This is a genomic window from Mesorhizobium sp. BR115XR7A, from assembly GCF_020165315.1.
GTDB classification, from domain to species: Bacteria; Pseudomonadota; Alphaproteobacteria; order Rhizobiales; family Rhizobiaceae; genus Mesorhizobium; species Mesorhizobium australicum.
Map to the genome: position 1 here is coordinate 349885 of NZ_JAIUHW010000001.1, position 11946 is coordinate 361830.

General features: G+C 60.8%; 12 protein-coding genes and 2 tRNA genes. 10 read left to right on the plus strand and 4 right to left on the minus strand.

Features of this window, described 5'->3' with window-relative positions:
* Window positions 1-265: 265 nt before the first annotated feature.
* From LB557_RS01925 to LB557_RS01950, 6 genes are all read left to right on the plus strand, one after another.
* Window positions 266-1570, plus strand: a complete 1305-nt coding sequence (locus LB557_RS01925) for a M23 family metallopeptidase (RefSeq protein ID WP_015318180.1) — start codon at window positions 266-268, stop codon at window positions 1568-1570.
* 192 nt (window positions 1571-1762) lie between these two features.
* Window positions 1763-2929, plus strand: coding sequence for an ROK family transcriptional regulator (locus LB557_RS01930; RefSeq protein ID WP_140717488.1), 1167 nt, complete (start codon window positions 1763-1765; stop codon window positions 2927-2929).
* Window positions 2926-3690, plus strand: coding sequence for an ATP-binding cassette domain-containing protein (locus LB557_RS01935; RefSeq protein WP_224644140.1), 765 nt, complete (start codon window positions 2926-2928; stop codon window positions 3688-3690). The genes LB557_RS01930 and LB557_RS01935 overlap by 4 nt, the downstream gene beginning before the upstream one ends.
* Before the next feature lie 39 nt (window positions 3691-3729).
* The gene (locus LB557_RS01940) at window positions 3730-4770 is read left to right on the plus strand and encodes a sugar ABC transporter substrate-binding protein (protein WP_015318183.1); all 1041 of its coding nucleotides are present in this window, start codon (window positions 3730-3732) and stop codon (window positions 4768-4770) included.
* Between the two features lie 116 nt (window positions 4771-4886).
* Window positions 4887-5882, plus strand: coding sequence for an ABC transporter permease (locus LB557_RS01945; protein ID WP_140617016.1), 996 nt, complete (start codon window positions 4887-4889; stop codon window positions 5880-5882).
* 30 nt (window positions 5883-5912) lie between these two features.
* Window positions 5913-6683, plus strand: a complete 771-nt coding sequence (locus LB557_RS01950) for an SDR family NAD(P)-dependent oxidoreductase (protein ID WP_140720685.1) — start codon at window positions 5913-5915, stop codon at window positions 6681-6683.
* A 53-nt stretch (window positions 6684-6736) separates the two neighbouring features.
* Here LB557_RS01950 and LB557_RS01955 read toward each other — a convergent pair.
* Window positions 6737-6812, minus strand: a tRNA-Val gene (locus LB557_RS01955).
* A 217-nt stretch (window positions 6813-7029) separates the two neighbouring features.
* Here LB557_RS01955 and LB557_RS01960 point away from each other — a divergent pair.
* A tRNA-Asp gene (locus tag LB557_RS01960) sits at window positions 7030-7106 on the plus strand.
* Between the two features lie 41 nt (window positions 7107-7147).
* Here LB557_RS01960 and LB557_RS01965 read toward each other — a convergent pair.
* From LB557_RS01965 to LB557_RS01975, 3 genes are read right to left on the minus strand one after another with little or no spacing between them, the layout of a single operon-like run.
* The gene (locus LB557_RS01965) at window positions 7148-8338 is read right to left on the minus strand and encodes a hypothetical protein (protein ID WP_224643775.1); all 1191 of its coding nucleotides are present in this window, start codon (window positions 8336-8338) and stop codon (window positions 7148-7150) included.
* Window positions 8331-8636 carry a hypothetical protein gene (locus LB557_RS01970; protein WP_224643774.1) on the minus strand — a complete coding sequence of 102 codons (306 nt, stop codon included), beginning with the start codon at window positions 8634-8636 and terminating at the stop codon, window positions 8331-8333. The genes LB557_RS01965 and LB557_RS01970 overlap by 8 nt, the downstream gene beginning before the upstream one ends.
* Window positions 8637-8694: 58 nt before the next feature.
* Window positions 8695-8877 (minus strand): hypothetical protein, encoded by a 183-nt coding sequence (locus LB557_RS01975; protein ID WP_224643773.1) that lies wholly within the window; start codon window positions 8875-8877, stop codon window positions 8695-8697.
* Between the two features lie 98 nt (window positions 8878-8975).
* Between LB557_RS01975 and LB557_RS01980 the strand changes: the two genes are divergently transcribed.
* The 3 genes from LB557_RS01980 to LB557_RS01995 all read left to right on the plus strand — a co-directional run bounded on the left by LB557_RS01980 (window position 8976) and on the right by LB557_RS01995 (window position 11837).
* On the plus strand, window positions 8976-9134 hold the full coding sequence (locus tag LB557_RS01980) for a DUF1778 domain-containing protein (RefSeq protein ID WP_224643772.1): 159 nt from the start codon (window positions 8976-8978) through the stop codon (window positions 9132-9134).
* Window positions 9135-9401: 267 nt separating this feature from the next.
* Complete coding sequence (locus LB557_RS01985; RefSeq protein ID WP_224643771.1) at window positions 9402-9887, plus strand: hypothetical protein; 486 nt, start codon at window positions 9402-9404, stop codon at window positions 9885-9887.
* 753 nt (window positions 9888-10640) lie between these two features.
* Window positions 10641-11837 carry an acyltransferase family protein gene (locus LB557_RS01995; RefSeq protein WP_224643770.1) on the plus strand — a complete coding sequence of 399 codons (1197 nt, stop codon included), beginning with the start codon at window positions 10641-10643 and terminating at the stop codon, window positions 11835-11837.
* Window positions 11838-11946 lie beyond the last annotated feature (109 nt).

The following is an 11946-nucleotide window of genomic DNA, read 5'->3' on the forward strand; positions in this document are numbered from 1 at the left end:
CTTTACTCGAAAAGAGTCAATTAAATGCAATCGAATACAGTTAAGAAACCTGGAGCTTGCTCAGCGCGTGACTGACCGCTGCTGGCGGAACATTGGTGCTCCTCGCCAACGATTTCGCGACGTAGCGGCCGTAGCTGGCGATTTCCATGCAACCTCTCGCCTGCATTGCGTGCATTCGGCGTCGCGCTGCCGATACGGCAAGCCTTTGTTAACCCTAATAATGTGTAATCAGGCGGTCGTGGTGTCGTAACGAAAGCTTGGTCCCGTGAACGCAACCGGTCAGTCCGCAGTCTTCGGCAGGCGCAAGGAACCGCACACGATCATCATCGCCCGGGGCAACGAGATCAGGCACTTCACGATCCGCCCCTGGCTGGCGGCATTCATCGGTTCAGCACTCGCCGCCATTGTCATCGGCTACCTCCTGGCCACATCCTATCTCGTGCTACGCGACGACCTGATCGGCGCCACCACGGCGCGCCAGGCGCGCATGCAGCAGGCCTACGAGGACCGCATTTCGGCGCTTCGCGCCCAGGTCGACCGCATCACCAGCAGGCAGTTGCTCGACCAGCAACTGATGGAGACCAAAGTCAGCGAACTGCTTGAGCGCCAGACGCAGCTCAGCCAGCGGCATGGCCGTCTCGGCCCACTGCTCGAACGCGCCGAAGGTGATATCGGAACGGTGCCCGCCGAAGATCCGGCCGCGGCCGCCAAGCCGGACAAGCGCGCCGAGGTGACCGGCAGCATCAGCCAGCCAGCGCGGAACTACGCGGTTGCCAGCCTGGGCGCGGACCTCGGCACCGCCGATACAAGGCCCTTCTCCTTGTGGTCGACCCGCACCGATCCGCTGCCCAGCGACTCAGCCGCCGATCGCGCGGACAGGCTGTTCGTCTCGATCAACCAGTCGCTGAAATCCATCGAGAATGAACAGCTCAGCCGCATCAACACGCTCGCGGACAATGCCTACAAAAGCGCCGATGCCATCCAGCAGGCGCTGCAGACGGCCGGACTGCCGGTCGACAGTGATTTCGGCAAGAACGAAAGCGATGTCGGCGGACCGCTGATTCCGCTCGACTCGTCGATGATCTTCGACAGCAAGGTCAAGGAACTGGACGAGGCGCTGGATACGCTCGATCATCTCAAGAAGGAAGCGCGTCGGTTACCGCTTGCAAACCCTGCCCCTGGCCACTCCGTCACCAGTCCGTTCGGCGTGCGCACCGATCCCATTCTCGGCACGGCCGCGTTGCATTCGGGCATGGATTTCAGGGCGCCGATCGGCATGGCGGCCAAGGTCACCGCGCCCGGCATCGTCACCAAGGCCGGCTGGAATGGCGGCTATGGCCGCATGGTCGAGATCGACCATGGCAATGGCTTTGCCACGCGTTACGGACATCTCAGCGAGATCGACGTGACGGTAGGCGAGAAAGTGGACGCCGGCGCCGTCATCGGCAAGACCGGCAGCAGTGGGCGCTCGACCGGCCCGCATCTGCACTATGAAGTGCGTCACAATGGCGAGGCGATCGATCCGCTGCGCTTCCTGACCGTCGGCAAGAAAGTCGCCCAGTATCTCTAGCAAGATCAGCCGCTCGCTTGCTGAATCCGGAGCCGTCGGTCCCGGTCGAGCACACCTCTCCCCGTCATGCGATATCCCGCACGCCGTAAACCGCCATAGGATCGCGGCTCCTCAGCTTCCGGATTATTTTTGAATTCCATTTGACTGAATAAATATTTGATGCGAACCTTACGTCAAGTGGGGGCGCAAGGCATGGCATTGCGGGGGACCAATCAGGAGTTCGGGCGGCCATACAATCGGCGCATCGTGCTTGAGTCCATCCGCCGTCATGGCCCGATTGCACGAGGCGACATCGCCAGGCACGTCGGGCTCACCGTGCAGACCGTGTCGACCATCGTTCGCGAACTGGAGGAACAGGGCTACATCCTGTCCGTGCGCGAAGAGCCGAAGGGACGTGGCCTGCCACCGGCAACGCTGCGCATCAACCCGGAAGGCGGCTATGCCGTCGGCATCCACCTGACGCCGCTTGGAATAGACGCCGCGCTGATCAATCTCAGCGGCGACGTTATCGAGAGTTCACGCCGCGAAGCGTCCAACGCGACGCCCGATCACGCGTTCGACCAGATCGGCGCCATGGTCCGCGACCTGACGGGCAAGCGGCCCGGCGGCCGCGTCATCGGCGTCGGCATGGCGCTTCCCGGCCCGTTCGATGTGGACTCCATGAGCTTTGTCGGCCCGACCACGATGACCGGCTGGAAGCATGTGGCGCTGCGTGAGCGGCTGACGGCCGCGACAGGATTGCCGGCGTTCTTCGAGAGCGACATGGCCGCGGCCGCGATGGGCGAGCGGCTCTATGGCATCGGAGCCCGCCATTCCGACTATTACTATCTCTATTTCGGCGTCGGGCTTGGCGGCGCGATGATGCATGACGGCAGCGTTCTGCGCGGCGCCTGGGGCAACGCGGGCGAGATCGGCCACATTCCCGTGGTCCCCGATGGCGAGCTTTGCCCCTGCGGCAACCGAGGCTGCCTCGAGCGCTATCTCTCGCTTGAGGCGCGGGGCCGCCGGGCCGGCAGCGACGCCGATTGGGTAGCGCAAGTCGGCCCGATCTTCCGCAACACCATCGCCATCATCGAAAACCTCTTCGATCCAGAGACGGTCGTGCTCGGCGGCCTGGCGGCATCGGAACTGCTCGAGCGCCTGGCGGACGCGGCCGAACCGCTGCACAATTCGGTTTCGGCCCGCGCGGACCGCAAGACGCCGCGCGTCATCGTCGCCAGCGGCGGCCAGCATGCCGTGCTGCGCGGCGCGGCGGCGCTCGCCGTTTCAGGGGTGTTGTCGCCACGCTTCGGGCAGATGTTCGCCGCCGAACGCGAGCGCGGCCGCGACATACTTTCGGGCAGGGAGATTGCCGCATGAGCGAACCCCTGCTGGTGCTCGACAACGTGACCAAGAACTACGGCGCGATCGAAGCGCTGAAGGGGATCAGCTTTTCCGTCGGCAAGGGCGAAGTGGTGGCGCTGCTCGGCGACAACGGCGCCGGCAAGTCGACGCTGGTCAAGATCATAGCTGGCGGTCTCGAACCGACCTCCGGCCGCATGCTGTTCGAGGGCAAGGAATTCCTGGCCCGGTCCCCGGCGGAAGCCAAGGCGGCAGGCATCGAGACCGTCTACCAGGACCTATCGCTGTGCACCAATGTCGATGTGGTGGCCAATTTCTTCATGGGCCGCGAGATCACCAGAAAGGTGCTCGGCATTCCGGTGCTCGACGAGCGCGCCATGGAAGCCGTCGTCGGCAAGGCGCTGGCCAGCGCCGGGACCCGCATTCCTTCACTGCGCACCAATGTCGAGCATCTCTCGGGCGGCCAGCGGCAGGCCATCGAGCTGAACCGCTTCGTGCATTGGGGCGGCAAGCTGGTGCTTCTCGACGAGCCGTTCGCCGCACTTGGCGTCGAGCAAACCCGGCGCGGTCTCGAAATGATCCGCCAGGTGGCGAGCCAGGGCATCGGCGTCGTCATCATCACCCATATCATGCAGCAGGCTTTTCAGGTCGCCGACCGGATCGTGGTCATCCGGCAAGGCGTCGTGGCGGGCGATGTCGCCCGCAACAAGACAAGTCCCGATGCGGTGATCAACATGATCACCGGAGAGACGCTTGCCGGTGCCGGACCGGCGGGCTGAGGGACAAAGAGGGGTCCGGCTTAACAGGGAGCCAACGACATGAAGCGAATACTTCTTGCTGTCTTCGGTATCCTGGCACTGGCCTTTGCCACGCTCACGCCGGCATTCGCCCAGTCCAAGGGTATTGTCTACTACATGGTGCCGACATTGCTCGACGAGTTCCAGACCGGCTCGGTGAGCGCGCTGGAGCTGTTCCTGAAACAGACCGGCTACGAGATGAAGACGCTGAACGCCGACAACAAGACCGACGCGCAGCAGTCGCAGATGAACGACGTCATCGCGCTGAAGCCGGCGGCGATCATCCTGGCCGCCGTCGATTTCAATGCGCTGAAACCATCGATCGAGGCCGCGCGCGCCGCCGGCATTCCGGTGGTTGAGTTCGACCGCCAGATCACATCAACACCGTCCGACTTCACGTCGGTCGCGGGCACCGTCGAGATCGGCTACGTCGCCGCCGAGCAGGCCGAAAAGCTTTTGAAAGCCAAGAACGGCTCGGTGAAGGGCAAGGTCCTGCAGGTACTTGGCGATCCCGGCGATCCCTACACGCTCGACATCCAGAAGGGTTTCGAGGAGAAGATGAAGGCGTTCCCGGACGTCAAGATCATCTCGCTGCCGGCCATGCAGTGGGAGGCCAGCAACGCCGGCACCATCGTTGCCGACCAGATGCTGGCCAATCCCGACATCGACCTGATCTTCAGCCATGCCGCACACCTGTCGGTCGCCGCCGTCGCCTCGCTCGAGGCCGCCGGCAAGAAGCCGGGCGACGTCATGCTGATGAGCTCGAACGGCGCACCGGTCGGCCTCGACCTGATCCGCAAGGGCTGGCTCAACGTCGAGGTCGAGCAGCCGCTTTACGCACAGGCCGCCGCCGTCGCCATGTTCATGGACAAGGTCGTCAAGAAGGAAGAGATCAAGCCCGGCGAATACGATGTGCTTGGCCTGAAATCGACCCTCACCAAGGAAGCCTGGGGCCCCAACATCAAGATCCCGGGTGCCGCCATCACCAAGGAAAACGTCGACAACCCGGCTTTCTGGGGCAACCAGAAGCCGCCGACGGATACCGTCAAGCCGGTCGAATAGACAGGCGGCCCGACCGCTCCGGGCCATACCAGGCCCGGAGCCCTGCCCTGCCCGCATGAAACGAGACGCAGGCAACCTGCCGCGGCCTTGATCCCGCACGCCAACCGGATCGACACATGAACCCTCGCACACGCCACGCCCTGGAGTTCGTCCTCGACAACCTCGTCTGGTTCATGCTGCTTTTTGTCCTGGTCGTCTTCTCGCTGTTCATCCCGAACTATTTCCAGCTCGGCATCTTCGCAAACATCATCGAGGCGTCGAGCGTGCTCGGCGTGATGTCGATCGGCCTGGCGCTGGTCATCATTGCCGGGCACATGGACCTGTCGGTCGAATCCGTCGCCGCTCTCAGCGCCATGGCGGTGGGCATCCTGTTTTGTTCCTCGGGCATTGGCCTCGGCGTGCAGTTGCACCCGGGATGGCTGATGGTTCCGGTCTCGCTGCTGCTGGCGCTGGCCGTCGGCGGCCTCATCGGCGCCTTCAACGGCTATCTCGTGGTCAAGGTCAAGATGAGCGCCTTTATCATCACGCTCGCCTCCTACATCTGGGTGCGCGGCCTGGTGCTGGTCATTTCGGGCGGCCGCTCGGCGCAGGATCTGGCACCCGCCATCCGCTGGTTCGGCATCCAGCGCCTGATCGGTCTGCCGCTTACCGCCTGGATCGCGGTGGCCTGTTTCGTCGTGTTCTCGCTGATCATGGCCAAGACCCCGTTCGGCAGGCACCTGGTGATGATCGGCGGCAATGAAACCGCGACCTTCCGTGCCGGCATCCGGGTGAACCGCAACCTGATCATCGCCTTCGTACTCGCCGGCGCCATCGCAGGGCTGGCCGGCTGGCTGCTGGCGATCCGCACCTCGGGCGCCACCGCCAATCTGGGCGTCGGCCTTCTGTTCAACGCCTTCGCGGCCGTGGTTATCGGCGGCGTCAGCCTGAAGGGCGGCGTCGGCACCTTGCCCGGCGTGTACGCCGGCGTGCTCCTGCTTTCGGCCATCAACACGGCGATTAACCTGATGGGCCTGCCCGCCAACTTCACCCAGGTCATCCATGGCCTGCTGGTGCTGGCGGCCGTGCTGCTCGATGCATTCAAGCAAACCATTCGCCAAAGATTGGCGTGAGACGGGGATTGGCGTGACAGGACGGCTCGCATGACAGGACGACTGGAAGGCAAGGTGGCGCTGATCGTCGGCGGCGCGCGCGGCATCGGCAAGGGCATCGCGCTGCGCTTCGCCGAGGAAGGTGCAAGGCTGGTGCTCGCCGACTCCGAGACCGAGGCCGGGCGGGCAAGTGCGGATGAGCTTGGCGTCCCCTTCATCCGCACCGACATCTCGCAAATGAGCGACGCCGAGGCCGCCGTGGCGCTTTCGCTGAAACACCATGGCCGCCTCGACGTCATCGTCCAGAATGCCGGCATCTATCCCTGGCAGTTGATCGAGAACACCAGCGCCGACGACTGGGACCGCGTCATGGCGGTCAATTTGCGCGGCACCTTCAACGCCAGCCGCGCGGCCCTGGTGCCGATGAAGGCGCAGCGCTTTGGCCGCATGCTCTACACCTCCTCCATCACCGGCCCGCATGTCACCAGCCCCGGCCATGGCCACTATTCGGCGACGAAAGCAGGCATCAACGGCTTCATTCGCGCCGCAGCGCTGGAATTCTCCGGCTACGGCATCACCGTCAACGGCGTCGAACCCGGCAATATCCTCACCGAAGCCATCCAGGAGCATCGCGGCGCCGCCTATATCAAGAACATGGAAGATTCGATCCCGCTCGGCCGGCTCGGCAGCCCACGCGACGTGGCCAACGCCTTCCTGTTCCTCGCCTCGGACGACGCCAGCTACATCACCGGCACGACCATTGTCGTCGATGGCGGACAGTTGCTGCCCGAGGGGAAGGATTTCCGTATGGTGCCGCCGTGATACCGCGACGCGCCAGCGGCCGGCTCTCAGCTGACTTGAAATGTGAGTTTGAATGGTGGGCGATGACGGGCTCGAACCGCCGACATCTTCGGTGTAAACGAAGCGCTCTACCAACTGAGCTAATCGCCCGCTCCGGGCCGGACCTTTAAGCGGTCGGGACCTGCTTCGCAAGGCCAAATGAGTGCGGGATGCCCTGTTCGCAGGCCGGATTTGCGAACAAAATGCCGGCTGTCAAAAAACCTTCTCCTGTTTGGCGTTATGATGGTTTGGTGCGCTTGACACCCGGTAGCGAACCCCTTATCCAGCGCCCCAACGACGAACACGGCTGACACGTGCTCGTCAATGCGCGGGTGTAGCTCAGTTGGTTAGAGTGCCGGCCTGTCACGCCGGAGGTCGCGGGTTCGAGCCCCGTCACTCGCGCCAAGTCTTTTCATGGACTTGGCGCTTATCGCGATGAATACGTTTCAACTTTTTTCCGAAGCGAGTTTCAACTTTTTGAACTCGTTCTGTTCCGATCCGAGCTTGCGGCGCCCTATCTTCCGCGATTCATCGGCTGCCCTTACGGCCGCTGAGTTGACCGGCATATATGTTCGCTGAAGCGTCTTGTTCTGATCAATGCTGTTTCCCATTTTTGCAGCGATCGATTCGACGCTGGCGCCGCCGGCGTTGGCCTCCACGGCTCCTGTGCGACGCATATCCATCAAACGGCGCTTTTCGCTAGGTCCGAAAACAAGCCTTCGGACCTCAGCAAAATCATCAACCAGCGAGTTCTTTTGATAGGGAACGGCAATCCTCGGACGCCCTCCCCTTTCTTTCGGCGCAAAACCCTTTGTGCGAAATATCGGAGCGGCATCGTGCAATTCATAGTCCAGACTCGCTAGATACGACTCCACCAATCGCTGAGTGCGAGCGGACAAGAAACCGAAAGCCTCTTCCCCCGTCTTCCCGCGCTGGATCTTAAAGACCCAATCTCCACCGGCCTCAAAGGCATGGCCTGGCGTCAAGGTGCGCGCGTCGACCGGCGAGAAGCTCGTATCCCAAGCAACCGCCACGATGCACGCCAGCCCTCTGTATCCCGCGCGCCAGGCGCCTTTGACGATGCGAACGGCCTCGCCTTCGGTCCAAGTCTCTCTCCGGCCGGGCACTGAGGTTTTGCGAATCGCTAGGGAGGGATCCTGCTGGGCTGGGCATAGCTTCATCGCCGCCATGACGTTGTACAGCGCGCGCCAAGTCTTCATCGCGCGGCCAGCCTCACCAACGCCCTTCACCGACGTCCACTTCGAATACCACCTGTCTAGCATTTCTAGAGTGATGACGGACGGGTTGAGGTCGCCGAAAACCGGCTCAATGTATCGCCAGCCGCGGTCCCAATCCTCACGTGTGCGTACGGGCTTTCGTGCCCATTCATTGGTAAGGCGGAACCGCTCGAAGGCATGACCTACACTGTTTCGCGGATAGACCTTGCGTAAAGACGCCTCCAGGCCTTTGCGAGCACGCTGCCAACGACCTTCCCACTCCTGCGCGACCGCCCACGCCTGCGGTCCGTCTGCCCCGCAGCGCACGTTGTCGAAGCCATGGGCGCGCATCTTTGGCGTCACGAGCCAGTAACCGCGCCCCTTGCGAACGTGATAGTGCTTCAACTTGATTTCAGCCAATTGCCGCAAGCCTCGCGTCTACAAGGCTAGCCGCGCCGGTCGGACACGGCGGTCTGTTCTCGTGGTGGGAGACACCGTGCATCCTGTCGAGCCAGACATCCATCGCGACCAAATCGTAGTGGCCGGTTAGCGGACAGGGCAACGGGAAGCCGTGGCGATGAAAGGCCGTCAGCTTGGCTTCGAACTCTGCGGGAGTGAGATGAAGGCGACGAGCCGCCTTGGCAAGAGGCACGAGGCGAGGATTCACCACGAAGCGGACGGATGCTCCGTGCGGACGGTTGTCGTTGGCGGCTTTCATTGTTCCTCCCCAATTCTTGCGCTCGGATATGTATTGTCCAGACCGCAATTTCTCCAGTTCAGGCCGCAAACTGAAGGGCCGTTTCGATAGCGTCGAGCTCGGTGTCGATTGCGCATGTGAGGTCGGTGAGCATCACACCGTCGCGCGGGTCGATAACGATCGTGCTGGCCGACATCATAATGGCACGCAACATGCTCCGCGCGGTTTGGAAATGCTCTTCAGTGTCGGTGATGTTAAGCATGTGGGCGACTCCTCGTTGCTAGTTGATGTTAGCAGTGGTAAAACAATGCAAGTTGAGTGTCAACTAGCATCTGCTAACAATTGCAAACAGGAAGCGAAATGGCCAGAACCGCCCCACTCGGACTAAGGATCGAGCCGGCCGTAAAGGAGGCACTAGAGCGCGCCGCCAAGGCCGACCGGCGGACCGTGGCCTCATACGTAGAGATCCTGATTGTTGCTGATCTCGAGGCCAAAGGCTTCCTGCCAAAAGCCGAATAGAAAAAGGCGCGCCCCTATTATCAAGTTCAGGGCGCGCCCTGACCGCGAAGCGACGCAGCCGGCCATCCGAGCCAGCCCACCCGATCTCCGCGAGCCGGTCGCTACGATATCATCAGCAAACGCGGAGTCTATAGGCGTTTACGCAAGTTCTAGAAAAGTAAAATTGTGTAAACGCCTAGTTTGAACTCTGGCAGCGTCTTTGCTATGCTGGCTACCATGATCGAAATGCTACTGGGATCCTGCCATGCGTTGCTGCGGTCGTAGCTCATGGGGTACGACGTTGCTGACAGCGTGATTCTCTTAGAGCGTGGCAATGACGGGAAGTTCAGCTTGAGAGACACGATCCCTCTGGAGTCGTTTCGTAACACTGTTCCGGTGTTCGGGGATCGCATAGCCCTACTGATCGATGGCGCCGGCACGTCCATCGTAGAGGTCGTCGAGCGATATTTTCTCGATTACATTGAGGAAGCGACCAATAACGAACTCTTGGTTTGGCTCCTAATAGTTAAAGAGGTCGAGCCCGATTATCGCGACGATCTCGATGAGTCGCTGATGGAAATCTATAAAGCTGACCTTCGATTGTGGTTGAGTGTGGAGCCATCACGCGTAACGCATCCAACAGAAACGCTTGCCGACCTGGACCGCACCAACCGCGATCCTGCTTACTGGACATTCGAGCGCAAAGAGATGCTCCGCAAGGAGCGTGAGCAGCGACTTGCTTCAACCAAGGATAAAGAGACGGGCAAAAAATGAACGGCGAGCCCATTCTGGATGGATGGTGAGTTTCAACTTGCCAGAACCTGCGAGATTGACCGATTTGGCTTTGTGCCTGATGTCGGGGACATCATCGCGGATGAGATACACGATCCAATAAGGGTCTGTTATTCGATATAGAAATGCGGGCCGAGCATCAAAGCATAGGTAGAAGAAACGCCGACTGGCTTTAGAACAGCACCTTCGCCTCTTTTGCGGCGGCCTCGAAAGCCTCTCGTGCCTGCTCGGCCGAGTATGTGGGTGGATCTTCGGCGGCGCCGTAGCAGACCTCACGGGCCCTGAGCATTTTGGGTGGGGGGCTGGGGTTTACAGACCAAGTCTGGAGCACCTCGATACAGCGCTCTACCGAATTCACCCAAATAATGGTCAAACCGGCGCTATTGATGTCCCTTACATGGACAGGTGGAGATATCCAGTTCATGGGAGAACAGTAGGCGCGGGAAGCTTTGAGGGCAAGTATGAAAGGCAGGACGCGATGACCAAGCTTGAGCTGACGCCTTAAACGCAAAAAGCCCCGCCGACCGAAGCCGGCGGGCAGTCTTCCCTCGTACCTCGCCTTACTTTCCTCAAATGCGATGTAACCGTACAGCAGCATCCCGACCCATTACGCACTCGCGATCGTCGGCAAGGAGTGGTCTGCATATTCAGATCTGTCTTACCGATTCGGGTGATTGAAGATTGCGGACCGATGCGATAATCCTCCTGTCTCACATCGATGATGGGAGATTGCCTTTGTTCGTTTTTGCTTTAGGCGGCGGTCGCCGGCCTGCAACAGAAATTCAGGACAAACACCTGATCCCCTTCATTCACGTGCTCAGGGGCGCGGCCCCGCTTCTGGTGATGTGGTGTCATCTTGGCGGTTGGTGGTTCATGGAACGGGGTATCTCGTTCGCTCCGTGGACAGTCTACCAGTCCGCCATTGTGGACGGCTTTCGGCTGAAACAGGGTGGCGCGCATTTTGGCGTTTCGATCTTTTTCCTGGTCAGTGGCTACATCATCAGTCATGTAGCGCAGTCCGAATCGCGGCGTGAGTTCGTCATCAAACGCGCGTTTCGGCTGTTGCCGACACTGTTCATCGCCTCCGGTGCCATGGCCATCGGCACCGCCGCTGCGTCCCGTTTTGGGCTAGTGCCGATGCTTGGCGATGAGGCCAAAAGTCTGCGCGACTATCTCATGAGCGCGATCATGCTCAACTTCCCGGTAGATCGCCGCCCGCTTGCCCTGGCGATTACCTGGAGCCTTTGGGCAGAGGTCTTGTTCTACGCTTTGGTGGTGGCAGTGATCCCACTTATCAAAACCCGACCGGTCGCGGCGACGTGGGTGCTGACGGCTGCGGAACTGGTTCTAGTACTGCCATTCAAAGCGAGTGCCGACCTGTCATATCTGGGTTATTTCTCGATCTATCTGCCGCTCTTCGTGGTGGGTCGCATCTTCTATCTGGATCACGCCAAGCAGATTGCGGGGCGAGAAGCGGTTACGCTGCTGGCTGCGAACCTCCTGGTATTCGCGCTCATGTATGAGTTTAGGTTTCCAGGTCTTCTGCTAGAAGGGCCGACCGAGGCTATCTGGACCTATCTCTTCGCCATCGTCGTGTTCTATGCGTTCATGCGCGCGGGCTTCCGATCTGTGCATCCGATCTTGTCCTTCTTTGCTGACATCAGCTACGCTCTTTACCTCCTACACTTGCCTGTGGGATGCATTACGATGAGCGTGGGCTATTCGCTCGGTTTAGGGCCAATATGGCTGTTTGCTGCCGGTGTGTCGGCAAGCGTGCTGGCAGCCTTTCTCGTGACGAGACTTGTCGAGAAACCAATGAACAAGTTTGCGCGCGACCTGATAAAGCGGGGCGCTTTGCTCAAATCTCCCGAAGCCGAGTTATCGGGACACGCGTTGCATCAGACGCCTCTTGCCAGCTCGAGCCAGTCCTGAGCATCGCTAAGGCGTTTGCTCGCTCGTGTTCATTTTACCCATTCTATAACCTACAGTCCCGCCTACGCCAGGCCAGTCGCCGTAGCATCTGCTGATGCGTGAATTTCAA

Bases quoted from the DNA above. Each gene is read 5' to 3' on its own strand.
- LB557_RS01985 (WP_224643771.1), top strand. From the start codon at position 9,402: ATGGGGTACGACGTTGCTGACAGCGTGATTCTCTTAGAGCGTGGCAAT.
- LB557_RS01950 (WP_140720685.1), top strand. From the start codon at position 5,913: ATGACAGGACGACTGGAAGGCAAGGTGGCGCTGATCGTCGGCGGCGCG.
- LB557_RS01940 (WP_015318183.1), top strand. From the start codon at position 3,730: ATGAAGCGAATACTTCTTGCTGTCTTCGGTATCCTGGCACTGGCCTTT.
- LB557_RS01980 (WP_224643772.1), top strand. From the start codon at position 8,976: ATGGCCAGAACCGCCCCACTCGGACTAAGGATCGAGCCGGCCGTAAAG.
- LB557_RS01970 (WP_224643774.1), bottom strand. From the start codon at position 8,636: ATGAAAGCCGCCAACGACAACCGTCCGCACGGAGCATCCGTCCGCTTC.
- LB557_RS01975 (WP_224643773.1), bottom strand. From the start codon at position 8,877: ATGCTTAACATCACCGACACTGAAGAGCATTTCCAAACCGCGCGGAGC.
- LB557_RS01945 (WP_140617016.1), top strand. From the start codon at position 4,887: ATGAACCCTCGCACACGCCACGCCCTGGAGTTCGTCCTCGACAACCTC.
- LB557_RS01930 (WP_140717488.1), top strand. From the start codon at position 1,763: ATGGCATTGCGGGGGACCAATCAGGAGTTCGGGCGGCCATACAATCGG.
- LB557_RS01935 (WP_224644140.1), top strand. From the start codon at position 2,926: ATGAGCGAACCCCTGCTGGTGCTCGACAACGTGACCAAGAACTACGGC.